The sequence below is a fragment of the Nitrosomonas sp. PY1 genome (assembly GCF_022836435.1).
Taxonomy (GTDB): Bacteria; Pseudomonadota; Gammaproteobacteria; order Burkholderiales; family Nitrosomonadaceae; genus Nitrosomonas.
Window position 1 is genome coordinate 783,098 of sequence record NZ_BQXC01000001.1, and the last position, 23,672, is coordinate 806,769.

25 protein-coding genes are annotated in these 23,672 nt (G+C 42.0%); 21 read left to right on the plus strand and 4 right to left on the minus strand.

Annotated features, from left to right (window positions below; genetic code table 11):
• Positions 1 to 81: 81 nt before the first annotated feature.
• The 6 genes from rseP (at position 82) to W03_RS03565 (ending at position 6,040) form a co-directional block, all read left to right on the plus strand.
• Positions 82 to 1,449: an RIP metalloprotease RseP gene (gene rseP, locus W03_RS03540; RefSeq protein ID WP_244071452.1), complete on the plus strand. Its 1,368-nt coding sequence runs from the start codon at positions 82 to 84 to the stop codon at positions 1,447 to 1,449.
• A 3-nt stretch (positions 1,450 to 1,452) separates the two neighbouring features.
• Positions 1,453 to 3,777 (plus strand): outer membrane protein assembly factor BamA, encoded by a 2,325-nt coding sequence (gene bamA, locus W03_RS03545; RefSeq protein ID WP_244071454.1) that lies wholly within the window; start codon positions 1,453 to 1,455, stop codon positions 3,775 to 3,777.
• 36 nt (positions 3,778 to 3,813) lie between these two features.
• Positions 3,814 to 4,362, plus strand: coding sequence for an OmpH family outer membrane protein (locus tag W03_RS03550; RefSeq protein WP_375792724.1), 549 nt, complete (start codon positions 3,814 to 3,816; stop codon positions 4,360 to 4,362).
• Between the two features lie 58 nt (positions 4,363 to 4,420).
• Positions 4,421 to 4,864, plus strand: a complete 444-nt coding sequence (gene fabZ / locus W03_RS03555) for a 3-hydroxyacyl-ACP dehydratase FabZ (protein ID WP_244071458.1) — start codon at positions 4,421 to 4,423, stop codon at positions 4,862 to 4,864.
• 72 nt (positions 4,865 to 4,936) lie between these two features.
• On the plus strand, positions 4,937 to 5,530 hold the full coding sequence (rnhB, locus tag W03_RS03560; protein WP_244071460.1) for a ribonuclease HII: 594 nt from the start codon (positions 4,937 to 4,939) through the stop codon (positions 5,528 to 5,530).
• Positions 5,531 to 5,545: 15 nt separating this feature from the next.
• Positions 5,546 to 6,040 carry a peptidylprolyl isomerase gene (locus tag W03_RS03565; protein WP_244071462.1) on the plus strand — a complete coding sequence of 165 codons (495 nt, stop codon included), beginning with the start codon at positions 5,546 to 5,548 and terminating at the stop codon, positions 6,038 to 6,040.
• 77 nt (positions 6,041 to 6,117) lie between these two features.
• On the opposite strand, the gene folB is transcribed toward W03_RS03565, so the two are convergent.
• Positions 6,118 to 6,474, minus strand: a complete 357-nt coding sequence (gene folB, locus W03_RS03570; protein WP_244071465.1) for a dihydroneopterin aldolase — start codon at positions 6,472 to 6,474, stop codon at positions 6,118 to 6,120.
• A 64-nt stretch (positions 6,475 to 6,538) separates the two neighbouring features.
• On the opposite strand from folB, the gene plsY reads away from it, so the two are divergent.
• The 7 genes from plsY to W03_RS03605 all read left to right on the plus strand — a co-directional run bounded on the left by plsY (position 6,539) and on the right by W03_RS03605 (position 13,208).
• On the plus strand, positions 6,539 to 7,147 hold the full coding sequence (gene plsY, locus W03_RS03575; RefSeq protein WP_244071467.1) for a glycerol-3-phosphate 1-O-acyltransferase PlsY: 609 nt from the start codon (positions 6,539 to 6,541) through the stop codon (positions 7,145 to 7,147).
• A gap of 528 nt (positions 7,148 to 7,675) precedes the next feature.
• A complete protein-coding gene (locus tag W03_RS03580; RefSeq protein ID WP_309296080.1) occupies positions 7,676 to 8,878 on the plus strand; it encodes a hypothetical protein in 1,203 nt (400 codons plus the stop codon).
• Between the two features lies 1 nt (position 8,879).
• On the plus strand, positions 8,880 to 9,854 hold the full coding sequence (locus tag W03_RS03585) for an NAD(P)-dependent oxidoreductase (RefSeq protein WP_244071469.1): 975 nt from the start codon (positions 8,880 to 8,882) through the stop codon (positions 9,852 to 9,854).
• A gap of 21 nt (positions 9,855 to 9,875) precedes the next feature.
• Positions 9,876 to 10,208, plus strand: coding sequence for an SMR family transporter (locus tag W03_RS03590; RefSeq protein WP_244071471.1), 333 nt, complete (start codon positions 9,876 to 9,878; stop codon positions 10,206 to 10,208).
• A gap of 76 nt (positions 10,209 to 10,284) precedes the next feature.
• Complete coding sequence (gene greB / locus W03_RS03595) at positions 10,285 to 10,833, plus strand: transcription elongation factor GreB (protein WP_244071474.1); 549 nt, start codon at positions 10,285 to 10,287, stop codon at positions 10,831 to 10,833.
• 65 nt (positions 10,834 to 10,898) lie between these two features.
• Positions 10,899 to 11,570, plus strand: a complete 672-nt coding sequence (locus W03_RS03600) for a CAAX prenyl protease-related protein (RefSeq protein WP_244071475.1) — start codon at positions 10,899 to 10,901, stop codon at positions 11,568 to 11,570.
• Positions 11,571 to 11,912: 342 nt separating this feature from the next.
• Positions 11,913 to 13,208 (plus strand): porin, encoded by a 1,296-nt coding sequence (locus tag W03_RS03605; RefSeq protein ID WP_375792725.1) that lies wholly within the window; start codon positions 11,913 to 11,915, stop codon positions 13,206 to 13,208.
• Positions 13,209 to 13,273: 65 nt separating this feature from the next.
• On the opposite strand, the gene rluD is transcribed toward W03_RS03605, so the two are convergent.
• A complete protein-coding gene (rluD, locus tag W03_RS03610) occupies positions 13,274 to 14,278 on the minus strand; it encodes a 23S rRNA pseudouridine(1911/1915/1917) synthase RluD (RefSeq protein ID WP_244071479.1) in 1,005 nt (334 codons plus the stop codon).
• Here rluD and W03_RS03615 point away from each other — a divergent pair.
• Entirely contained in the window at positions 14,277 to 15,089 is an 813-nt protein-coding gene (locus W03_RS03615; RefSeq protein WP_244071482.1) for an outer membrane protein assembly factor BamD, read from the plus strand. The two genes, rluD and W03_RS03615, sit on opposite strands and share 2 nt — an antisense overlap.
• An 18-nt stretch (positions 15,090 to 15,107) precedes the next feature.
• On the opposite strand, the gene W03_RS03620 is transcribed toward W03_RS03615, so the two are convergent.
• Together W03_RS03620 and W03_RS03625 are read right to left on the minus strand one after the other, a co-directional pair.
• A complete protein-coding gene (locus tag W03_RS03620) occupies positions 15,108 to 15,551 on the minus strand; it encodes a universal stress protein (protein ID WP_244071484.1) in 444 nt (147 codons plus the stop codon).
• A gap of 118 nt (positions 15,552 to 15,669) precedes the next feature.
• Complete coding sequence (locus tag W03_RS03625; protein WP_244071485.1) at positions 15,670 to 16,545, minus strand: alpha/beta hydrolase; 876 nt, start codon at positions 16,543 to 16,545, stop codon at positions 15,670 to 15,672.
• 346 nt (positions 16,546 to 16,891) lie between these two features.
• On the opposite strand from W03_RS03625, the gene W03_RS03630 reads away from it, so the two are divergent.
• From W03_RS03630 to W03_RS03660, 7 genes are all read left to right on the plus strand, one after another.
• Positions 16,892 to 18,544 carry a response regulator gene (locus tag W03_RS03630; RefSeq protein ID WP_244071487.1) on the plus strand — a complete coding sequence of 551 codons (1,653 nt, stop codon included), beginning with the start codon at positions 16,892 to 16,894 and terminating at the stop codon, positions 18,542 to 18,544.
• A gap of 132 nt (positions 18,545 to 18,676) precedes the next feature.
• The gene (locus W03_RS03635; protein WP_244071489.1) at positions 18,677 to 19,822 is read left to right on the plus strand and encodes a right-handed parallel beta-helix repeat-containing protein; all 1,146 of its coding nucleotides are present in this window, start codon (positions 18,677 to 18,679) and stop codon (positions 19,820 to 19,822) included.
• Between the two features lie 505 nt (positions 19,823 to 20,327).
• The gene (locus W03_RS03640) at positions 20,328 to 20,624 is read left to right on the plus strand and encodes a hypothetical protein (protein ID WP_244071491.1); all 297 of its coding nucleotides are present in this window, start codon (positions 20,328 to 20,330) and stop codon (positions 20,622 to 20,624) included.
• Entirely contained in the window at positions 20,621 to 22,138 is a 1,518-nt protein-coding gene (locus tag W03_RS03645; RefSeq protein WP_244071493.1) for a DUF262 domain-containing protein, read from the plus strand. Before W03_RS03640 ends, W03_RS03645 begins: the two co-directional genes overlap by 4 nt.
• A 41-nt stretch (positions 22,139 to 22,179) precedes the next feature.
• Positions 22,180 to 22,560 (plus strand): hypothetical protein, encoded by a 381-nt coding sequence (locus W03_RS03650; RefSeq protein WP_244071495.1) that lies wholly within the window; start codon positions 22,180 to 22,182, stop codon positions 22,558 to 22,560.
• 2 nt (positions 22,561 to 22,562) lie between these two features.
• Positions 22,563 to 22,841, plus strand: a complete 279-nt coding sequence (locus tag W03_RS03655) for a hypothetical protein (RefSeq protein ID WP_244071497.1) — start codon at positions 22,563 to 22,565, stop codon at positions 22,839 to 22,841.
• A 101-nt stretch (positions 22,842 to 22,942) separates the two neighbouring features.
• Positions 22,943 to 23,668 carry a M48 family metallopeptidase gene (locus tag W03_RS03660; RefSeq protein ID WP_244071499.1) on the plus strand — a complete coding sequence of 242 codons (726 nt, stop codon included), beginning with the start codon at positions 22,943 to 22,945 and terminating at the stop codon, positions 23,666 to 23,668.
• Positions 23,669 to 23,672 lie beyond the last annotated feature (4 nt).

Genomic DNA, 23,672 nt, shown 5'->3' on the forward strand with positions numbered 1-23,672 from the left:
AGTATCTCGAATCCATTTGTTTTTGAGGTCAAAATGATAGGTTCTTCTTTTTCAATCTACCGGATAGTTATCTAATCTAATATGTCGATAGGTTACACGATTCTTTCTTTTGTCGTGGCGCTAGGGTTGCTGATTACTTTTCATGAGTTCGGTCATTATCTGATTGCGCGCTTGAATGGCGTTAAAGTACTAAGGTTTAGCATCGGTTTTGGTCAACCGCTTTTCCGTAAACGATTAGGAAAAGATCAAACAGAATGGGTTGTCGCAGCTATTCCACTGGGTGGCTATGTCAAGATGCTAGATGAAAACGAAGGGAGCGTGGCACCTCATGAGCTATCGCGATCATTTAATCGCCAGCCAGTTGCACGCCGGTTTGCTATTGTTGCTGCGGGTCCAATTGCTAATTTTTTGTTGGCAATTATTCTCTATTGGTTGTTGTTTGTATTAGGCGTTAGCGATATGAAACCCATCTTGGGGCCAGTTGAACCTAATACGCCTGCCGCGCACGCACAGTTTAAAGCGGGTGAAACAATCGTGCGTATCAATAATGAACCGATTGAAAGTTGGCAAGATGCCCGCTGGGTCTTATTGCGTTATGCAATTGACCAATCCGACAAAGTTAATGTTGAAACGATTAATAAAAATGGTGAAATCAATTCTCGCCAAATGGATTTTAGTAAGGTTGATCCTGATAAGTTGAGTGAAAATTTCTCAGGTGTTATTGGTTTTACTAGCTTCCAACCAATTGTGGCGCCGATTATTGATCAGGTGGTGCCTGATAGTGTTGGGTATTACGCAGGCTTGTCTGTTGGGGATGAAATTTTGGCCATTAACGATGTTGAGATTTTTAGCTGGTCCGAATTGGTGCAGCAAATTCGCAATAATCCGGGGCAGTTACTCGAACTCGATATTTTACGTGGCGAGCAAATTATTACACTTTCAATTACACCAGAGGCCGCTCAAGAAAAAGGAAGGCAGATTGGCAAAATTGGAATTGCACCACGTATTGATCGAGCTGAGTTTGATAAAATTCTAGTAAAGGTAAGCTATCCACCTATTCAAGCATTGCTTAAAGCATTCGAAAAAACTTGGGAAACTACGCAGCTCACTTTTCGCATGCTGGGAAAAATGGTAACAGGCGATGTGTCTTGGAAAAATATTAGTGGTCCAATATCGATAGCCGATTACGCGGGTCAGTCGGCGCAAATGGGGCTTGCCTCGTATTTGGCATTTTTAGCATTAATCAGCATCAGTATTGCCGTACTTAATCTACTGCCTATTCCTGTTTTGGATGGTGGGCATTTGATGTACTATCTCATCGAAATAATTAGAGGCAAGCCCTTGTCAGACAAGATGATGTTATTAGGTCAGAAAATAGGCCTAGCTTTACTGCTGACCCTGATGGTTTTTGCTATATATAATGATATTAATCGGCTTATCACTGGTTAGATAATGAAATTCCGGGTCTTCCTCGCATTCATAGCCTCTTTCTATGTTATTTCGAGTTGGGCTAGCGATGATTATTCCTTTATTGTGAGAGATATTCGTGTTGATGGTTTGCAGCGCACTGAAGCGGGTACGGTATTCAGTTATCTACCTATCAAGGTTGGCGATGTCTTAACTGAAGAGAAAACCAATGAGGCAATTAAATCTCTCTATGGCACTGGTTTTTTCACAGATGTGCGTTTGAAAGCCGAAAATGGGATTTTGGTGGTTGAAGTCAATGAGCGGCCTGCAATTGCAGAAATTGCCATTAACGGTGCTAAGGAATTTGAAAAAGATAAATTGCTTGAAGGTCTAAAACAGGCAGGTATTTCAGAGTCTCGAATCTTTAGTCGCTCATTGCTGGAAAGAGCTGAGCAAGAATTGAAGCGTCAGTATATTAGCCGTGGTAAATATGCGGTTAAGATTACCACGACAACCACACCCTTGGAGCGTAATCGTGTAGGCATTAATTTCGATATCAAAGAAGGGCGTACGGCACGCATCAAAAAAATCAGTTTCGTCGGTAATGAAAAATTCACCGATAAAGAACTGCGTGGCATATTGGTATTGCGTAAGCCTGATTTGTTAAGCTGGTTTAACAAGAACGATCAATATTCCAAACAAAAATTAGCAGCGGATTTGGAAACACTGCGCTCTCATTACTTGGATCGCGGTTATTTGGAGTTCAATGTTGAATCCACGCAAGTATCGATCACACCAGATATGCGTGACATCTATATTACCATCAATGTAACTGAAGGAGCGCAATACAAAGTTTCCGATATTAAGGTGGCTGGTGAATTACTGATTCCAGAAGCAGAGATCCGTGAGCTGATTCAGATTAAGACTGGCGATGTGTTTGCGCGCAAAAAATTGACGGATTCAATCAAATCTTTGACCGATCGTTATGGCGATGACGGCTACGCCTTCGCTAATATCAATGCCAATCCGGAATTGGATTATGAAAAGCGTGAAGCGGCTTTTACTTTTTTTATCGACCCAGGTAAGCGTGTATACGTTCGTCGCATCAATATCACGGGCAATGATCGTACGCGTGACGAGGTTATCCGCCGTGAATTCCGCCAAATGGAAGGTGCGTGGCATTCGACGCAAAACATTAATTTGTCGAAACAACGTGTCGATCGCTTGTTTTTCTTTAATAGCGTTAATGTAGAAACACCTGCTGTTGCCAATAAGACAGATCAAGTAGATATCAATATGAAAGTGGAAGAGCGACCGACAGGTTCGATCATGTTCGGTGCGGGTTATTCCGATCGTCAAGGCATACTTTTGAATGCCAGTGTTTCGCAGAACAACATTTTTGGTACCGGTAATTTCTTTAATTTGGAGGTACAAAGGGCCGCGATTAACCAAACCTATTCGGCCTCGTTTACCAATCCTTATTTCACAATCAACGGCGTGAGCTTGGGTTTCGATGTTTACAAGCGTGATATCGATACCCGGCCGCTGAAGTCGTTTGCGGAATTTAAGACCGAAACAACCGGTGCCGGTATTCGTTTAGGGGTACCGATCGCGGAAAACGATATTGTATCGTTTGGCTTGGCGGCGGAAAATACGCATATTACTACTACGAATAAAAGTCCAAAACGTTATACAGACTTTACTCACGAGTTTGGCAATTCCACTAATAATTTCCCGTTTACTGTAAGCTGGGCGCGTGATCGCCGCGACAGTGCGATTTGGACGACTTCCGGAACGACTCATCGCTTATTTGCTGAGGTTAGTGTACCTGGTGGAGACTTGAATTATTATAAAGTCAGTTATCATCAAAAGTGGTTTTATCCTATTAATGATTTCTTTACTCTGATGTTGAATGGTGAAGCGGGTTATGGGGATGGTTATACTGGAAAACCTATGCCTTTCTTCAAGAATTTTTTCGCAGGTGGAAATACTTCTGTGCGAGGTTACGATTTGAATACGCTGGGGCCTCGTGACGATGTTAGTAACTTAAGTGCGGGAGGAGGCGTTACCACTAATTCTCGTTTTTTTGCGATTGGTGCAAGCAGACGGGTGGTGGGTAATGTGGAACTCATGTTTCCAGTACCTTTTATGAAAGATGACCGGTCATTGCGTTTAGGTTTATTTTTAGATGGTGGAACGGTATTCAATCACTTTAGTGAATTGAATAATCTCATGCGTTATTCGGCTGGTATCGCAGTGACTTGGGTTTCTCCGATGGGACCGCTGAAAGTCAGCCTTGCGCAACCTTTAAATGATAAACCAGAAGATAATATACAACGATTCCAGTTTATGTTTGGCCAGCAATTTTAGGGCGATCAGGCTATTGATTTCAATAAAACAAAGATGGTGAGGCGATTGAATTATTTGCAACAGAATCGGTTTTTTCTTTTTTTCACTGTATTCGGTTTTTTGTCAATGATGGTTGCAGGGTTTGCCATTTTTGCCAACAATATTAAAATTGGCGTCGTCAATACTGAAAAAATCCTCCGGGAATCGTCATTTGCGTTGCAAGCCCAAAAAAGAATAGAACAAGAATTTATTCCGCGCGATGACGAAATTAAAAAAATGATGGCGGAGGCAAGGATATTACAAGACAAATTAGAAAAAAACGGCGCTGTGATTGCGCATAATGAGCGCCAAAATATGGAAAGAGACTTAGCCAATCTGAGTCGAAAATATCAACGTGCACAAAAACAATTACGAGAAGATTTCAGTGCACGCCAAAACGAGGAATACAGTATTATTTTAGATCGTATCAACAATGTGATTAGTAAGATCGCGGAAGCGGAAAAATTTGATTTGATATTACAACTCCAAGATTCAGTTTATAGAAGCCAACGTATTGATATAACAGATAAGATTATTAAATTCCTTGATGATGAGACGATGCAGTGATAGTGTGTTTTATTATAGATAGAGCCTTGATAGCGATTATGGGATTATAGAAAACCAAATGGACAGCATGGATATTCATGAAATTTTAAGGTACTTGCCGCACCGTTATCCAATTTTACTCATTGATCGGGTACTATCTTATGAAGTTGGAAAAGATATTGTGGCGTTAAAAAATGTTTCGATTAACGAACCGTTTTTTTCAGGGCATTTTCCGCACTATCCGGTTATGCCAGGTGTTTTGATTGTTGAAGCACTGGCGCAAGCTGCGGCTGTGCTAACCTTGAAAACTGAGAATACAGTCAATAGGGACGACACTGTTTATTATTTTGTCGGTATTGACGGTGTGCGTTTTAAAAAACCGGTAACCGCTGGTGATCAATTAATCTTGAAAGTTGTAATAGAGCGACAAATCAAAGGATTGTGGAAATATTCTGCACGTGCTGAAGTGGATGGGCAATTAGTTACCGAAGCAACGCTGATGTGTACCGCTAAGAATGTGTGATATTCATTGAATATCGATTGCTATCTTTGGTAATCTATCGATAACATTCTTATTGAAATAGTTAATTTGAAAATGCAACATGCTGACCCCTGCAAAATAATTTGTGGTGTCGATGAAGCTGGAAGGGGACCGTTAGCCGGTCCGGTATATGCAGCCTGTGTAATTTTAGACAAAAATTATCACATTGCTGGATTGAATGATTCAAAAAAACTTAGTGCACTGAAGCGATCAATGCTTGCGACGACAATTAAGCAATATGCGAAAGCATGGGCAGTCGCGTCAGCTTCAGTTGATGAAATCGATCGAATGAATATTTTACAAGCCAGTTTATTAGCCATGAAACGTGCTGTGGAAGGTTTATCTTGCGTTCCAGATCAAGTATTGGTGTTGGTCGACGGAAAGCAATGCCCTGATGTGCCTTATCCAGTACAAGCTATTGTTCGAGGAGATTCCTTGATACCTGAAATTTCTGCTGCTTCTATTTTGGCCAAAACGGAGCGTGATATTGAAATGCTACGATTGCATAGTGATTATCCACACTATGGTTTTGATCGGCATAAAGGCTATCCAACTTCGAAACATTTGGCTGCGTTGCAGCAATACGGCCCAAGCGAGATACATCGTAAAAGCTTTGCGCCAGTAAGTTCATTAATATTTAATCATTAAAAAGGGATTTTCAGTATGCGTATTGAAAGAAATACAATTGTTTCTTTGAGTTATGAGTTGTCGGATGCTGATGGGAATGTTCTGGAAAAAACAGAAGCACCAATCAGTTATTTGCATGGTGGTTATGGCGGTATTTTTCCCTTAGTTGAGGAAGCTTTGCATGGGAAGGAAATAGGCTATCATTGTTCCATTGCAATGGAACCTGATGATACTTTTGGTGAATACGATAGCGAGCTTATTCGGGTCGAGCCGCGTAGCGCTTTTCCTGAGAATGTTTCCGTGGGAATGCATTTTGAAGGGGGGGCAGAGAATTCAGAGGATATGCTCGTCTACAAGGTGACGGATGTAACTGACGATACCGTTATCGTCGATGCTAACCATCCTTTTGCTGGCATGTCACTGAATTTTTCATGCACTATCACGGATGTCCGTTCTGCCACCGCAGAAGAGATTTCCCATCAGCATGCACATGGTGATGATCACCATCACGATCATGGCCATACACATTAAACCTTTGAAAAGCCTCTGTATTACTGCAGACATTATCTTTGTTAAATCTGGAATCACTTGAATGAGGTGTTCTGTGATCATGCTGGTAATTTACGTTCGATGCTAATACCTAATTCTTGTACACCTGGAATGATACTCAGTTTTGCAACGCTGACTTTAACCCAAGGTGAATGAAAGTCTTGCAAAATAGTAAGAGCGATATTTTCTGCAAGTGCTTCCAGTAAAGAAAAGTGCTTTTCTTTGATAAGAACGTTGATTCTTTCAACAACACAAGCATAATCCAGCGCATCTTCAATATGATCGGATTGACAAGCGAGACTGCTGGGTAGTGCGATTTCCAAGTCCAATCGAATGGTTTGCTGTACTTTGCGCTCCCATGGGTAAATTCCAATAAGAGCTTTAACCTTAAAATCGCGTAAAAAAATAATATCCATTATGAGTAAAGGCTTGTATGAGTGATCCGATTTTATTCTATTTTTCTCAAAGACTGCTAATGACATGCTGGTGATATTTGGTTTGCTTGCTTATCTAATGGGATCCGTTTCCTTTGCAGTAATATCCAGTTGGTTGTTTAAGTTGCCGGATCCCCGCACGTACGGTTCTAAAAATCCTGGTGCGACTAATGTTCTGCGTAGCGGAAAAAAATCTGCTGCAATCGTGACCCTGCTGGGGGATGCGGGGAAGGGCTGGTTAGCGGTTGCCTTAGCGGAGCATTATGCACCTATGTGGGGAGGGGGGCAGGAAGTTATTGCCGTAGTCGCGGTTATGGTTTTTTTAGGTCACATTTTTCCAGTATTTTTGCGTTTCCGGGGCGGTAAAGGAGTGGCGACAGCGGTCGGTGTGCTGTTAGGTTTGAATGTATGGGTTGGCTTGATGGCAATTGTTACTTGGTTACTAACAGCTGCAATTTGGCGCATTTCTTCCTTATCTGCATTGGTGGCTGCTATGCTCGCACCTATTTATATTTTTAGTCTTTCAGAATCCCGAGAGTATTGTATTGCGGTTTTAGTAATGTCGCTGATACTGATATGGAGGCATCAATCCAACATTATGAATCTACTCGAAGGTAAAGAGCAGCGCATCGGTGAGCGGAAATTACCCGAGTGATAAATTAACCAGAAGGTTTTGTATAAGATCTTTGGTAAATTTCCAACTTACTATTTCTAGATAGCCTATGTTAGAGTGGAAATTTACTATCAGTATAATTCGTTAAAACGGGGTTTATTTAATGGTTTTTTCATTAGATATCATTATTTATTTACTTGTATTTGTGGTCGGGTTTATTCTTGCGCAGAAATTTAAGAAATAGGGATAAACAAACGCAAGCGAAGGAAAATGAGGTGACGTAGCTTTTGGTATCAGTAAAGACTGTTTGTTCATACTAGGCTCTCAAAATACCTTTGATTGTGCATTGATTTCTTCATTTTGTTTCTTCCTGGCTTACTTCCTCCCTCAATTACTTTGTAAGCCATAGGATTGGGTGCTCGAGATTGCTATATAAGTGAACAAAGCTCGGTCTTAACGATTAGCAGTATCAGATCGTACTCTTTTGTGTATGTTCAGTTAATATATATTCGCAGAATGATGTAATAACGCTAATAAAAATCACGTACGAATTAATAAGGAATTCCTAGCTTGATAGACCATTTAAAATTTTTTTACTTGTCTGTATGGATTCTGATTATTACGATGTTATCTGGTTGTATGTCTCCGATCGCGCTGAATCGCGCTGTATTAGCGTATGACGACGCGGTAACTGATACGATCTCGCAGCAGTTGTTGATCAATATTGTTCGAGCGTATCATAGCCAACCCATTCACTTTACCGGTGTATCCAATATTGCTGCGACGTTTACTTTTAATGCCGCTGCTGGGGCTACTCCCGCTTTAGGGGGGCTGGCAGGTACTACACTGATGCCGGTTTTTGGTGGTAGCTTATCTGAGAGCCCAACCATTAGTATTGTTCCCATTGAAGGAGAAGATTTCACCAAGCGATTGTTAACACCATTTGCACAAAACAAACTGACTTTATTGTTGCGGCAGCGCTATGATGTTGATTTGTTGTTGCGTATGATGGCGCAAGAAGTGCGACTACTGCAACAGCATTCACAGTACGCTATTTATCGTAATACACCTTCAGATACCGATAATTTTAAGATATTTCGTCGCATAGTGTTGCATCTTTCTGCCATTCAAGATGCTAATGCATTGCATGTCGAGCCTTTGCCAATGATACATAACTGGATTATTCCAGCGAATGCAGTGACGGCAGAGGGATTTCATTCTTTACAAAAAGAGTATGACGTACAATATGACGCCGAAAAAAAGACCTACACTTTGAGTAAGCATACCCCGGGTCCTATTTTGATTACGAACTACGATCCCAGCACATTATCCAAACAAGAGCGGAAGGAATTACCTCAAATTGTTGAAGATTGGGATGTCAACGATATTGCCTTTGACATTCGTGCCGGATACTATGGTGGAGATTGGCCTATGAGAGGAATTTTCAGACTTAGAAGCTTTCATTCGATTTTGGGGTTTCTCGGTAAAGCATTAGGTCAGGCGCCTGGTTACTATGTTGACAAAGATCCTAGAACGCCACCAATACTGAACAACGAGAATCCTGATTTAACGATGGCATTGAGGGCTTCCAATACTTTGCCGGTCGATGCAGATATTTCCGTTCGCTGGAATAATCGTTACTACATGGTGGATACACAAAGCCGATATGCTCGATGGAACCGTGAAGCTTTTCAACTATTGTTTTTGTTGTTTCAAATGACGGTAACGGATATTCCGCGAGTAGGCGTTCCCTCCATTACTATCGCAAAATAATATGCGTGCGGTCTTTCTTGATTTTGGTTCAGTAAGTCGTGAAGATTTGGATTGTGCAGCTCTCAATCAAGTTATTTCACCGTGGCAATATTATTACGACTCTTCCGATCAAGAAATTGTACAAAGAATTTGCGATGCAGAGATTGTCGTCAGTAATAAAGCTTCTCTCGCGCGACCAGCAATTGAAGCAGCGGTACGCTTGAAATTAATTTGTGTGGCGGCGACTGGTTATAATAATGTGGATTTGGTAGCTGCAGCCGAGCATGGAATAGCGGTTTGCAATGTACGTGACTATGCCACGCCTTCTGTAGTACAACACGTTTTTCTATTGATGTTGAGCTTGGTTCGTCGTTTTATTGATTACCATGAATTGGTAAGCCGCGGTGGTTGGCAATCAAGTCAATTTTTTTGTCCTATGGATTTTCCTATTCAAGAGCTATCTGGAAAAACACTTGGAATTGTCGGCTATGGTGTCTTGGGTAAAGCGGTAGCGCAAGTGGCGCAAGCATTTGGCATGAATGTATTAATTGCGGAACACAAAGATAAAACACCACGTCTCGGCAGAGTTGCATTTGATGAGGTGATTGGTCGATCGGATTTTATTACATTGCATTGTCCGTTGTCACCGGATACGCAATATCTGATTGGTCAGCGTGAATTTGCACTGATGAAAGCTTCTGCATACTTGATTAATACAGCGCGAGGTGAATTGATTAATGAAATTGATTTATTGCAGTGTTTATCTTCCAAGCGTATTGCGGGTGCGGCTATTGATGTCATACAAGGAGAGCCGCCGAATCAGGATAGCTTGATTTTGCGACATCAACCCAATAATTTAATTATCACACCACATATCGCTTGGGCTAGTCAGGAATCCAGGCAACGATTGATCAATCAATTGGCGGATAATATTCGGAATTTCTTTCAACACAAGCCTTTCAGTCAAATTACCGATGCTCTTGGTAAGTCACATTAGAACCATTACAGGAATCAAACGATGCAACAGTGGATTTTTTTGTCAATTGCGATTATCAGTGAAGTAATTGCCACCTCGTGCTTGAAAGCTTCAGAAGGCTTCACGCGCTTCTGGCCTTCGGTTGTTGTCGTGATCGGTTATTTATTGGCTTTTTATTTGTTGTCGTTAACGCTTAAAACTATTCCGGTTGGCATTGCTTACGCGATTTGGTCGGGTGTTGGTATAGTGTTGATTGCAATAGTAGGTTGGTTGTTTCTTGGGCAGAAATTGGATGTGCCTGCCATCATAGGTTTAGCGTTTATTATAACTGGTGTTATGGTTATTAATATTTTTTCTCAGACAACTGCGCATTGATAAGGAGTTTCGAGAAATTCGCGATGAATTTAAATAAATGCTGTTTCGCTAGATATATGTTTGGGTATTACCTGCCATGAGTAAAGCTTTTACCAAAGAAAATGATGACGATGAAGAGATCGATAACGCGCCGAAGTTACCGCAAGGTGTAAAGAACTATATTACCCCATCGGGTCATCAGCAGTTGCTAGATGAATTTAATCAATTGTGGAAGCTAGAGCGGCCTGAATTGGTTAAAACGATTGCTTGGGCGGCTTCGAATGGTGATCGCTCTGAAAATGGTGACTACATTTATGGTAAAAAGCGTTTGCGTGAGATTGATCGTCGCCTGCGGTTTTTATCCAAGCGGTTGGATAATGCAGAAGTCGTAGATCCTGCAAAGCGCGGTAATTGTGACCAAGTATTTTTTGGCGCCACGGTGACTGTTAGTAATGCGGTTGGTGATGAACACACGTATAGTATTGTTGGTTTGGATGAGGCTGATCCTGGGAGTGGTCGCATCAGTTGGATTTCCCCCTTGGCTAAAGCGCTGCTGAAAGCACGGGAAGGCGACGTAGTGAAGCTACATACTCCAGTGGGTATTGAAGAATTGGAAGTGATAGAAATTTGTTATAAAGAGCTATAACGGATGAACTCTTACGCGATACCCGATAGGATTTCATTATTTTCTTACTATCATTGAAGATAGTCATGATGTTCGAGCAGCATAGTTGGCATCGGATCGCACCATTTGGCGCTTATGTGCTTTTTATGTTATTGGAAGATGCATTGCTAGTCCTCTTGGACTGGGATGCCAATGAAGTACGTTTATTATATGCTGTAAAAATAACCGTTGTTGCGTCGTTGCTGTGGTGGTTTCGAAGTACTTATCGTGAGCTGCAATGGCCTGCCGGAAGCACGATGCGTACATGGATCGTTGCTATTGCTGCGGGTATCACGGTGTTTATCGTTTGGATAAATCTTACTGCGGATTGGATGATGATGGGAGGGTCAGTCGGATTCGACCCACGTGAAAATGGTGAAATCGACTGGTCATTTGTTGCGATCCGATTAATAGGCGCAGTATTGGTGGTACCTGTGATGGAAGAATTGTTCTGGCGGTCTTTTTTAATGCGCTGGTTACATCGCCCGAATTTTCTTGCGGTGAATCCAAGCCAAGTAGGTATCAAAGCTTTCTTGATAACCGCTTCGCTTTTTGCGGTTGCGCACAACCTTTGGTTTGCCGGATTATTGGCCGGTGTTGTTTATAATCTGTTGTATATGCGCAGTGGCATCTTGTGGTCGCCCATCTTAGCGCATGCAATCACTAACGCTATTTTGGGTATTTGGATTATTGCAACAAATAATTGGGATTTCTGGTGATGAAGCTGAAGAATATATTTCATTAATTTATCAATATAATTAGTCCCTCCTGAGTAACTTCGATTTTCAAAAATAATTTAATAGTTTTCCTTATTGTGTTTTTGTACGTTTTCGGCTAGTGATTTACATTGACCCAAAAAGATATTCGATGTTAGAGTTCAGTCGATATGTCGATAGATATTGCGCAACAAGAGCAATCAGTCGAAAGCGTCTACTATGATAATAAGGGGAGAGATAATGAAGTATAAATCGATGTATAGGCGCTGGAGTGCGCTTGTGCAGGCTATTATGATTGGAGGGTTGTTGCTTGTTGGTATGACGGCTATACAAGCCAGTACAACCATGAGTACTCGGAGCAGCCAGCCTACGAGCGCTAGTAGCAATTTTATGAAGTTTTTGAGGGATAGTGGTATTAGTATTGGCGGATGGGTGAATGGTGGCGCTACTTTTAATCCCAGTCAAACCGATGGCTTTATGGGCCCAGTAACCTTTGCGGATCAAGCAAATAGAGTTCAGTTGAATCAATTCAATATTTTTATTGAGCGCGCGGTGAAAACTGAAGGAAAAGGTTGGGATTTTGGTTTCCGTACGGGCTTTATGTTTGGTACCGACGCCATTTTTACGCAAGCATACGGTAACCCTGCATTTGATGTCAATAATGGCAGACCATTGGGTGATCGTGGTCATTGGGATCTGGATATTTGTTGTAAGTCACTTCGTACCTATGGCATTGCTATTCCGCAAGCGTATGCAGAAATTTACGCACCAGTAGGAAATGGTATAAATGTTAAGGTCGGTCATTTCTTTACACCGATTGGTTATGAATCAGTTCCGGCACCGAATAATTTCTTCTACACCCATGCCTATACGATGCAATATGGCGAACCTTTCACGCATATGGGGGTATTAGCCAATTACACAGTTAACGCTAATTTTACGACTTTCGCGGGTGCAATAGGAGGTAGTGGAACGGGTGGATGGGACGGTAATTTTGATCGTGAATTGGGAAATTGGGGAGGAATTGGTGGCGTCACTTGGTTTAGTAATGATGCGAAAACTTCGCTCAATATCAGTGGTACCGGTAGCACCACATCGACACGCAACAGCAGCTTTTGGGGTATGTATAGTATAGTTTTTAGGCACATGATTACTGATAAAACGCATTTAATTGTGCAACATGATCATGGTTTTGCGGATAATGTGTTGCTAGCTAACTTGTATGAATCGGGCGTAAATAAGGATGCTGCTTGGTATGGTGTAAACACTCATTTGTATTATGACTTGTCAAGAGATCTTGCTATCGGTACTCGTTTTGAGTGGTTTAGAGATCGTGATGGCTTTCGTGTGTTTTCACCTGGGCGTGTAGCGGCAGCCACCAATCATTTGGGTCAAAGCTATGCATTAGGTGGATCTACTCAATTGGCTGCAAGCACCCCTGCTGATTATTATGCAGTGACCATTGGCGCGAACTGGAAGGCAGCTAAAACTTTAAATATGAATTGGAAAGGGTTGAGACAGCTAAATATTCGTCCGAACATTCGTTGGGATAGAGCGGATGGATTGCATGCGGCATATCGGCCTTTTGGTGGAAATAAAGATCAAATTATATTTTCTTTGGATGCGATGATTCCATTCTGATATAACGAATACGATCGCTATTACTGTTGAAATAATGAGAAGTGCATTTACAAGTGCATTTCTCATTATTTCTCCTGGAAATGTTCTTGAAATGCTTGCAATAGCGCATTCAAATCGTCGGGTAGAGGTGCCTCCCAGCATAGGGTTTCTCCATTTTCTGGATGAGAGAGTGTTATTTTTCGTGCGTGCAGTGCTTGTCTGGGAAAGTTAGTATTTAATCGTTGTAGAATGGAATCTTTCTTGATCAATTTTCTGCCATACACAGAATCACCAATGAGAGGATGCCCAATCGATTGCATATGAACACGAATTTGGTGTGTTCGACCGGTATCGAGACTGCATTCCAATACTGTGCAATCATCATACTTTTTGTGAATGCGATAAAAAGTTCGTGCAGGTTTGCCTTTTGAAGTTATCGCCATTTTAGTGCGTTGCGTAGGGTGTCGCCCAATTGGGGCGTCTACGATACCGTTTTGCGATACATTTCCAAGAACAATTGCCAGATAATCACGCTTTATCGTGCGCAGTTGTAATTGTCGCACCAAATGAATTTGTGCCTCAATAGTTTTTGCGACAACCAAGAGCCCGCTGGTATCTTTATCCAAACGGTGAACAATGCCTGCTCGGGGTACTTGCGATAATGGCGGTGCATGGTGTAACAAAGCATTTAGCAGTGTTCCTTGCCAATTACCGTTACCGGGGTGGCAGACAAGACCGGCAGGTTTGTTGACGATAATGAGCGCGTTATCTTCGTAAACGATGTTCAACCGAATATTTTCTGCCATATGGCTGGATTGCGTGTCCGGCTCGTCTTTGGGGAAAATTTGAATCGACTCACCCCCCCATACTTTTTGCTTTGCATTTACCGTTTGTTCGTTCAGAATAACGCGGTTCTCGGAGATCCAGCTTTGTAATCGACTACGGGAGTAGTCTGGCAGTAATTTCGCAAGCGCTTGATCTAGTCGCAATCCAATGAAGCTGGTTGGTATGATAAGCTGAATTACCGGTTGGCTTGGTTGCTTTACGTTATAATCAGCAGATGAGTTTTTGTTTTTTATGGAATTTGTCATGTTACGTAGTGTAGCGCTAATTTTGATGTTATGGTGGTTGTCCGCCTGTAACTTATTAACAGGTCGAGAAGTAGCTGAAAGCCAGGAAGATTGGTCGGCCAATAAATTCTATAGTGAAGCAAATCAAAAGCTCACAGAAGGAAATTTTTCCGGTGCAGTCAAGTTATATGAGACCTTGGAATCGCGCTATCCTTATGGACGTATTGCCCAACAAGCGCAGCTGGAAACCGCTTACGCACACTATAAAAATGATGAGCCGGCTTCGGCAATCGCGGCAGCAGATCGCTTTATTAAACTTCACCCTCACCACGCTAACGTTGACTATGCCTATTATATTAAAGGGCTAGCGAGTTTTAACGATAATTGGGGATTAATGGGTTTTTTGATGAAGGGTCCTTTCCAACAGGATATGAGTGAGCGTGACTCAAAAATGTCGAAAGAGTCATTTGAAAACTTCAAAGAATTGATTACCCGTTTTCCTGACAGTAAGTATGCAGCAGATTCTCGACTGCGTATGGCTTACCTGATCAATTCGATTGCCATGAATGACATTCATGCTGCGCGCTATTATATGAAACGAAAAGCCTATATTGCTGCAGCGAACCGGGCGCAAGATGTGGTTAAGGAATATCCCCCGACCCCAGCCACCGAAGAAGCGTTGTATATTATGATTAAAGCTTATGAAGTATTGGAAATGCAAGATTTACGCGATGACGCAGAGCGTGTGATGCGTATAAACTTTCCAGAAAGTCACTTTCTGAGAGAGCTACCGGAAGTTGGTGCATTGCCTTGGTGGGTGTTCTGGAGGTAACTAGGCCTCAAAGATTCGCTAAGTGCTTTTTAAATGTATCGCCAGCACATCGCATTGTGCATGATACAGAATATCTTTGGCAGTAGAGCCCATTAATACCGCTAATCCATGTCGGCTATGCGATCCAACGACGATTAAATCGATCTGTAATTTTACTGCCAGTTGTATGATTTCTTCTTGAGGGTTTCCCCAAACCATCCAACACTGGGATGGTGCAATACCTAGATGATTACCGATATGGCGTAGTTTGCTTTTTTCAGCTTCCAGCAATGCATCGTGGGTACTTTCATCCAATGAAATAACCGTTCCGTAGGGCGTATCCGGCATCGGAATGTTGTCCAATACGTGAATAATATGCAATTGTGCTTTTAATTGCTCAGCTAAATCTTTGGCTTTTTTGGTTATAGCTTCATCGTGTTCGGAAAATTCAATAGCTAGTAATATGTTTTTATAGTTATTCATAGATGTCAAATCATTTTAGATAAAGCATTAATGCACAATAAATACCACAGTATACTTTATCAATCAGAAATTTTTGCCAGAAATAGCCTAAAAAGTAATATGTCTCGTACGGATGCGTTTAGTGGTTCTGTAAATAAAATTCAAAAAATTCTGTAATGCGTTCTTCATACATTTTCCCTGCATAAGTATGCATGTTGAAATGCTTTGCCCCGGGAACAATCCATAATTCTTTTGGTTCTATCGCTGTTGTGTACATGCGTTCGACTTCAGATGGAGTTGTATGTGCATCGTCCGTGCCTGAAATAAAAAATACCGGGGCATTTAAATGAGTTATCTGCGAAATAGGGTCCAGTTCAGTAATTGGTACGTCGAGAAAAAAGGAAAACTGGAAAAGCACGATAGGTGATAGCAAGCTTCCATATTCTCCAAGATGTAGCTTTAAACGATTATTGATAGCTTCTTCGAGAGTGGCATGCACTGATTCGAGAATGACCGCATCAAATAACAGATGAGGCTTAGCAAGAATAATTGCTGCGCCACCTAAAGAAGCGCCGAGGGCGCCAATTCGTTCCTGTGGAAATTTTTTGCGCAAATATTTTGCCGCCGCTAATACATTTTCAGATTCTCGTGAACCAAAGGTGATTTTTTCTCCTGGTGTTTCGCCATGCGCATGCAGATCAATCATGAGAGTAGTATAGCCACGATCTCGCAAGAATCTGGCTCGACTCAGCATTTCAACACGATTGCTGCGCATGGAATGAGCGAGCAATATGACGCCTTTGCCAGGTTCTCCATAGCTAAGCCAACCCCGTACAAGAGAGTTTTCTTCCATCGGAACTTGGACTGATTCCACTGGTAGATCGATAGATAAAGCGCTGACCGAAGTAGGTACGGGATTAGTCAACAATGCGATCAGTAGAAACAGTAATATCGCAATAATAACAATGAGTGCTAGAATTCCGAGCAAAAGTTTGTGCAAGATGACTTTGTTCATTTAGTTTCCATAAAAATATTTAGGAATTGTACGGATGGGGTAATAATCATTTCACTGAAAAGTTTCTTTAAAAGCACAGGTTTTCTTATTCTTGCATAGAGTTGAACTTATGAAATTTTGTATTCATACTATTCAGGTTTATCGTTAATGTTTTTAAATTAAGAGATAATGTGTTCATAAGGAATTCTATGGTTTTATCAAGCATGGAATGAATTCATTGCATCCTTCGTCATTCGATCAGTTTTGGTTGAGGGACAACTTGCAAAAATACTTTAGCGTTTTCAACTGCATGTGGCTTATATAAAAAGATAAAAAGATCTTATATTTCAACAATTGGATAGTTATTATGAATATTATCAATACCACAGAATTTCAGGAAAAAATACATACTTTGGCAACATCATTTGCTCAACAGTTACCCGAAAAAGTAAGTGAGATCGAAGTGCTGTGGAATACGTTGGAAAAAGACTGGAATTTAGAGAATGTACAGAATCTACATCGATTACTGCATAATTTAGTCAGTGAAAGTAAAGTATTTGGCCATTCTGAAATCAGTGCTCATAGTAGCGCAGTTGAGCAGCTTATCAAGAATACGCTACAAAACGAGTTTCGCCCAGATTCGCCTCACTCGGCAGTAATTCAGCGTCAGCTTGCCGAATTAAAGCGACTCATGCATCAATCAACAAAAACTATAGATATCGGAGAATGGAGTAACCAAACGGTCACGGTGAATTCTCAAGATTCCTGTGTGATTTTTGTTGTCGAGGATGATGTGGAGGCGTCCCAAGAGCTGGCACTACAATTACGTTATTATGGTTATGAAGTAGAAGTGTTCAATCACTTGGATAAGTTTCGTTCCGCAATTCAGGATTGTGCCGGAGCGATTGTTCTGATGGATGTCGAGTTTCCAGAAGATGAAATAGGCGGTATCCATTTTATGAAACAAATCCAGCGGGAATTGAAACAACTGGTCAAAGTGATATTTATTTCTGTGCACGATACTTTGCAGTATCGGTTGGAAGCTGTAAGAGCTGGGGGTATAGCCTATTTCACTAAGCCGATTAATTCAACTGAATTGATCGATCAATTGGATTTGATAACGGCCTCGCAGGTTCAAGAGCCCTTTAGGATCATGATCGTGGAAGATAGTTCTATTTCGTTGACTTATTATTCAGTGGTACTGGAACAGGCTGAAATGCATATCAAAGCGTTGTTGGATCCGATGAAACTACTGGAATCTCTAAGTAATTTCAACCCGGATCTCATTTTGATGGATTTGTATTTGCCGGGTTGCAATGGTATCGAACTAGCTAAAGTTGTGCGACAAATGGATGGTTTTCAGAATATTCCGATTGTGCATCTTGTGAACGAAAATGACCTTAACACGCAATCTGATGTCATTAATTTCCGTGGCGGCGATTTCTTAATCAAACCTATTAGCCCAATGCAATTGGTCGCAGCTATTACATCGCGTGTTTCCAGGATGCGATCGTTACATGCATTAATGATTCTCGATGGACCGACGGGTTTATTAAACCATACGGCTATTAAAGAAGAATTGGCACGTGAAGTAACACGATCTAACCGATTAAAAACCCCCTTGTCACTTGCAATGATTGATGTCGACTCTTTTAAGAAAATTAATGATGCTTATGGTCATGCTGCTGGAGATCGTGTGGTTAAAAGTTTGGCGAGGCTACTGAAGCAGCGTTTACGTGAAACTGATATCGTCGGACGATATGGCGGTGATGAGTTTTATGTCATTTTAAATGACACCGATGCAGTGTCGGCAGCAAAAGTAATTGATGAGATCCGTTGTGTATTCAATCGTTCGATGCATTTAAGTCAAGACAGTGAATTTTTTGTCAGTTTTAGTTGTGGTATTTCTGACCTAACACACTTTTCTGATGTTGCTGGTTTATGTGAGGCTGCTGAAAAAGCAATGTTCCAAGCGAAACAAAGAGGGCGAAATAAGGTGATTGTTAATACAGGAGACTGATCGCGGATTAATATTTACAGACATCAGTGTTAATGAGTCGGCAGTTGATTGCTCAGACCTAACGAATTTCAGTGTAAATAATTGGTGTATTTTGGGAAGTGTTGTGATGCTTTGGATCGCTGAATTTCATCAATGAGAAAGTATAGTTTATGTTTATGGCTGTTAGCGGGATTGGTAAGTGGGTTGATTATCCATGCAGCGGCTGTAGCGGAAACCAAATCAATTGGGCCTAAGCCCATTATCAGTACGGACATCACAAAAGGTACGCTATTTGTGAAGCCGAACGGAACAGGTACATTCTGTATACTAGTCCAGCCTTGTGATATTTGGATTGCTGCGCTGAAAGCAAAGGCTGGAGATGTAATATTTTTGCGGGGCGGTACTTATAATCTCTACAAAAACCTAAGAATTATGAATACTGGAACAGCTACGGCGCCTGTTGTATATGAAAGTTATCCGGGAGAGCTAGCGGTATTTGATGGAAGCCAACATGCAAAAGGTACAAACATCTACATTGGCGTTAATGGTAACTTTATACATGTGCGTGGGATTGAGATCAAGAATATGCCTGTTCAAGGAATTTGGGTTGGTGGATCGGACAATTTAATAGATGGTGTGTATGCGCACCATAATGGACTATCTGGCATTCAGGTTTCGACTCATGGGGATGGTACCGGAGGTTCTAGAAATATTATTCGTAATTCCACTTCATCATACAATTCTGGAGTTGGCGTTTATGATTCCACGTATGACAACGGGGGAAACTCTGACGGTATTGCGATCTCCACCGGATTAGACAACCGTATTGAGAATTGCTTGGTGCATCACAATTCTGATGATGGCATCGACACTTGGCGGTCTGTCAATACTTATGTTGGATATAGCATCGCACATTCAAACGGTGCGGGTGACGGGGATGGCAATGGCATTAAGGCTGGCGGTACTTATCCAAGTGCGAATACGGTTGTTGACCATAATATTGCTTATTCCAATAGAACTAGGGGCTTTACGAGCAACGCCGGTGTCAACGTTAAGTTTACCCATAACACTTCATGGAATAATGGCTTGTATGCTTTTGCGTTAGATTCTCATACCAAAGCATTTGATAACATTGGCGTGGGGACAGCTTATAAATCTTCAGCAGCTATCAATATCGTTGAAGAGAATAATTCATGGCAGCGTTCTGGAAACGTTGCTTTTATCAGTACAGATAGTAATTCGGTCGATTTTCTAAAACCTGCCGGTAGTGGAGGTTTTGAGGACATCGGGGCGATGTAATCAATGCACGCTTTCAAAGAAACATACGCTTAATTGCTCGCTGGTAATGATTGGGCAAAGTAGATAATTTTTCTACAAAGACTGTAAAATCATTGTGATTAAATTGGAACCTGGCTTCATCAATGATTGCTGTAAAACCCTTTTCACAATTCATTTCAAAAATTTCCCGAAACGCGGTATCCACGGCATTACGCTGACTACCTAGCAATAACAACTATGCCTCAAACGGTGGTGCTGGATTATCTTCCTTCATGGCGGTGAAATCCAAATCTTGAAACAAATTTCTCTCATGAAAGTATCGGGCGAGTAAAGCATTGAGGACCTACCGGAAGAAAGAATAGTGCCGCGACATGTATTCATTTCCTTGGTAGATGGTAGAATCGTTTAGATGATTCAATGCTACATTACTGTAATTATCGCATTTCAAATACTAAGAATGTATGGCCATCAAAAAATCCGAAAGCTACTCTTTCCTTTGGTCAAGTTGTGATAAATTCGTGGCGGAATGGATACCAACCAGTACAAGGATTATGTACTGGTGATGTTGTTCGTCAAATATGTCAGCGATAAATATGCCGATCAGCCATTTGCCTCGATCAATACTCCGCCAGGCGCGAGTTTCAGGGATATGGTGACGCTAAAAGGTAAGCCAACTATCGGCTATGACATCAACAAGAAAATCATCGCGCTGCTAGTCGATGCCAAACTCGCCAAATACTGGAACACCAAGCAATGCATGGTGCAAAATCTGCTGGCATCGACTGTTCTGTTGAAAATTCTTTCGGAAAAGGAGCCGATATGAAAATTTCGACCATACTTGATCACATCGATAACGGTCACATGGCATTGCCAGAGTTTCAGCGCGGCTATGTATGGAACAAGGAACAGGTGCGTGGTTTATTTGACTCGCTTTATCGCAGGCACCCGGTCGGCGGCTTGTTGGTTTGGGCAGCTGACTCATCTGGTGCAGCTTATCGGGGTGATGGAGAACTTGCGCGAGGTATCGTCAAGCTCTTGCTGGATGGGCAGCAGCGTGTTACTTCTCTATACGGCGTGATACGCGGAAAAGCACCAAAGTTTTTCGATGGAAATCCGGCAGCCTTTACTGGATTGCAGTTTAATCTCGAAAACGAAATTTTCGCTTTTTACCAACCCATTAAAATGCAAGGCAACCCTTTATGGATCGATGTCACAGCGATTATGCAAGAGGGAAATGGTGGAATGGGTGAATTTATCACCAAAATTGTCAGCTCGCCAGAACTGGCAGCGTATATTGGTGATTACACTTCACGTATGAGCCGATTATTGGCCATACTGGATATCGAACTGCATATCGATGAAGTGACGGGATCAGATAAAACATTGGATGTCGTAGTCGACATTTTTAACCGGGTAAATAGCGGCGGCACAAAGTTATCCAAAGGTGATCTGGCTTTGGCTAAGATCTGCGCAGATTGGCCTGAAGCGCGAGATAGCATGAAACAAAAAATCAAGGAATGGCATCAGGCTGGGTATGACTTTAACCTGGATTGGTTGTTGCGTTCAGTTAACACGGTGCTGACGGGTGAAGCCAAGTTTCAGTACTTGCATGATAAAGATGTAGAACAAATTCAAGCTGGTTTGAAGCGTGCGTCAAAATATATTGATACCAGTTTGAACCTGATTGCCGGACGACTGGGGCTGGATCATGATCAAGTGTTATTCGGTCGTTTTGCAATCCCTGTCATGGTGCGTTACCTTGATCTGCATGGCGGCTCATTGAATGAAATCGACCGGGATAAACTATTGTTCTGGTTTGCAGAGGGAGGCATGTGGGGGCGTTTTTCGGGATCGACAGAGTCCTTTATCGATAAGGACCTGGAAGTGTTATCCAATGAAAATAATAGCCTTGACGCCCTGCTGGAACAGTTACGGCTTTGGCATGGAGGATTGCGCATAGAATCGGGGCATTTCACAGGATGGAGCCTGGGTGCACGTTTCTATCCGGTTTTATATATGCTGACTCGCATGGGTGAAGCGTGTGACTGGGGTACAGGATTGCCGTTAAGGGCCAATTTGCTGGGTAGGATGAGTCGGTTGGAAGTACATCATATTTTCCCTAAAGCGCAATTGTATAAACGCAACTACCGAAAAAATGAAGTCAATGCCCTTGCCAATTTCTGTTTCTTAACCAAGGATACTAACCTGAATATCAGTGATCATTTGCCTCAGATTTACTTTTCTGAAGTAGAAGAAAAACATCCTGGTGCGCCTACTCAATGGATACCAATGGATACCAATGGATACAGCGCTATGGCGAATCGAGAACTATCGTGATTTTCTCGAACAGCGGAAGATACTGTTGGCCGAATAAACGTATGGCATCGCTACTGCATAACGATTACCAATGGTTGGAAGGTGAAGTCAAGAGTTATTCGGAAAGCATTGTGCTGGGCGGTATAACCAGTGCAGCAGAAGAATCTGCGTTGGAAGAGCTGAACAACTGGGTTCTAGCTCAGGGATTGCCTCTTGGTATCATTTCTTACGATTACACAGACAAAGAAACGGGTCAACAAAAAGCCGTCTTTGATTTGGCATGGCCAGATGGCATCCAGGAAGGATTGAGCGATCCCATCGCTGTGATGTTGGATGAAGAAAAAGAAGCGATTGCGCTGGCCAGTCAAGCTGGTTTCCGGTGTTTTACCAGCACCGCAGAGTGTAAGCGTTACATCGAGACCGAGATTCTTGCTGCTGAGTAGTCATGTCAATTATTAATAAATCAGAACGCGCGAAACAAAGCCGTATCGTGAACCTGTTCTGCGAGCAGTTTGGTTATACCTGTCTCGGTAGAGGAATCGATGGCGAATTCTTCTTTTGCCGATATGCCGATCCTGGGAGTCATTGTGAAAAGCAGCATCGCCGAGGCATCGGTACTATGTCAAGCGGCATCAAAGCGAATCAAGAAGCGGTGTCGGAAACCATCGAAAACAACGTACGCAGCCATATCATCAAAAACCACCTGCTCTTCGGTGTGCTTTGAACAAATGTTGACGATTCTGGATGAAATCATCAAGCAGGGTGCTCTTAATTATCAGGAATATCTGCAAAAGATCGCCGATCTGGTCAACAAGGAGCAAAAAAGTGTCTACTGACATTGCAACCATGAGACTGAGTGATCTTGATGTGGAAGTTATCCATAAAAACATCAAGAATGTTCATTTAAGCGTCCATCCACCGGATGGCAGAGTCAAAGTGTCGGCACCGGTCAGCATGGCACCGGATACCGTCCGGGTATTTGTGATATCCAAGCTGGGATGGATCAAGAAACAGCAAACAAAGTTACGGTTACAGGAGCGCGAAGCGCCTCGGGAGTATATCGACCGTGAAATCCATTATGTCTGGGGAAAGCGCTATCTGCTTAAGCTTGATGAAGAAGACGTGCCACCATCCGTTGAATTGAAACACGGCAAAATGATTCTGTCGGTACGTCCTGGAACGAACCGAGAAAGAAGGCAGGGTATTCTTGAAGCCTGGTATCGCAATAATCTGAAACAATCGATTCCGATGTTGATCGAAAAGTGGCAGCCGCGTATGAGTGTATCTGTGCAAAGGTTTTACGTGCAAAGAATGAAAACCAAGTGGGGTAGTTGCAACTTTCATTCCGGCAGTATCCGGATCAATACGGAATTGGCGATGAAACCGCTGGTTTGCTTAGAGTACGTCGTAGTGCACGAAATGACTCATCTGTTGGAACCAACGCATAACAGCCGTTTTATTGCTTTGATGGACCAATTCATGCCGAAATGGAGATCTTATCGGGAAGAATTGAATCGTTTACCAGCCAGGTATGAAGATTGGGATAACTGATCTT

Coding starts and splice junctions, on each gene's coding strand:
- rseP (WP_244071452.1), top strand. CDS start 82: ATGTCGATAGGTTACACGATTCTTTCTTTTGTCGTGGCGCTAGGGTTG.
- bamA (WP_244071454.1), top strand. CDS start 1,453: ATGAAATTCCGGGTCTTCCTCGCATTCATAGCCTCTTTCTATGTTATT.
- fabZ (WP_244071458.1), top strand. CDS start 4,421: ATGGACAGCATGGATATTCATGAAATTTTAAGGTACTTGCCGCACCGT.
- rnhB (WP_244071460.1), top strand. CDS start 4,937: ATGCAACATGCTGACCCCTGCAAAATAATTTGTGGTGTCGATGAAGCT.
- W03_RS03565 (WP_244071462.1), top strand. CDS start 5,546: ATGCGTATTGAAAGAAATACAATTGTTTCTTTGAGTTATGAGTTGTCG.
- folB (WP_244071465.1), bottom strand. CDS start 6,474: ATGGATATTATTTTTTTACGCGATTTTAAGGTTAAAGCTCTTATTGGA.
- plsY (WP_244071467.1), top strand. CDS start 6,539: ATGCTGGTGATATTTGGTTTGCTTGCTTATCTAATGGGATCCGTTTCC.
- W03_RS03585 (WP_244071469.1), top strand. CDS start 8,880: ATGCGTGCGGTCTTTCTTGATTTTGGTTCAGTAAGTCGTGAAGATTTG.
- W03_RS03590 (WP_244071471.1), top strand. CDS start 9,876: ATGCAACAGTGGATTTTTTTGTCAATTGCGATTATCAGTGAAGTAATT.
- greB (WP_244071474.1), top strand. CDS start 10,285: ATGAGTAAAGCTTTTACCAAAGAAAATGATGACGATGAAGAGATCGAT.
- W03_RS03600 (WP_244071475.1), top strand. CDS start 10,899: ATGATGTTCGAGCAGCATAGTTGGCATCGGATCGCACCATTTGGCGCT.
- W03_RS03605 (WP_375792725.1), top strand. CDS start 11,913: ATGAGTACTCGGAGCAGCCAGCCTACGAGCGCTAGTAGCAATTTTATG.
- W03_RS03615 (WP_244071482.1), top strand. CDS start 14,277: ATGTTACGTAGTGTAGCGCTAATTTTGATGTTATGGTGGTTGTCCGCC.
- rluD (WP_244071479.1), bottom strand. CDS start 14,278: ATGACAAATTCCATAAAAAACAAAAACTCATCTGCTGATTATAACGTA.
- W03_RS03620 (WP_244071484.1), bottom strand. CDS start 15,551: ATGAATAACTATAAAAACATATTACTAGCTATTGAATTTTCCGAACAC.
- W03_RS03625 (WP_244071485.1), bottom strand. CDS start 16,545: ATGAACAAAGTCATCTTGCACAAACTTTTGCTCGGAATTCTAGCACTC.
- W03_RS03630 (WP_244071487.1), top strand. CDS start 16,892: ATGAATATTATCAATACCACAGAATTTCAGGAAAAAATACATACTTTG.
- W03_RS03635 (WP_244071489.1), top strand. CDS start 18,677: ATGAGAAAGTATAGTTTATGTTTATGGCTGTTAGCGGGATTGGTAAGT.
- W03_RS03640 (WP_244071491.1), top strand. CDS start 20,328: ATGGATACCAACCAGTACAAGGATTATGTACTGGTGATGTTGTTCGTC.
- W03_RS03645 (WP_244071493.1), top strand. CDS start 20,621: ATGAAAATTTCGACCATACTTGATCACATCGATAACGGTCACATGGCA.
- W03_RS03650 (WP_244071495.1), top strand. CDS start 22,180: ATGGCATCGCTACTGCATAACGATTACCAATGGTTGGAAGGTGAAGTC.
- W03_RS03655 (WP_244071497.1), top strand. CDS start 22,563: ATGTCAATTATTAATAAATCAGAACGCGCGAAACAAAGCCGTATCGTG.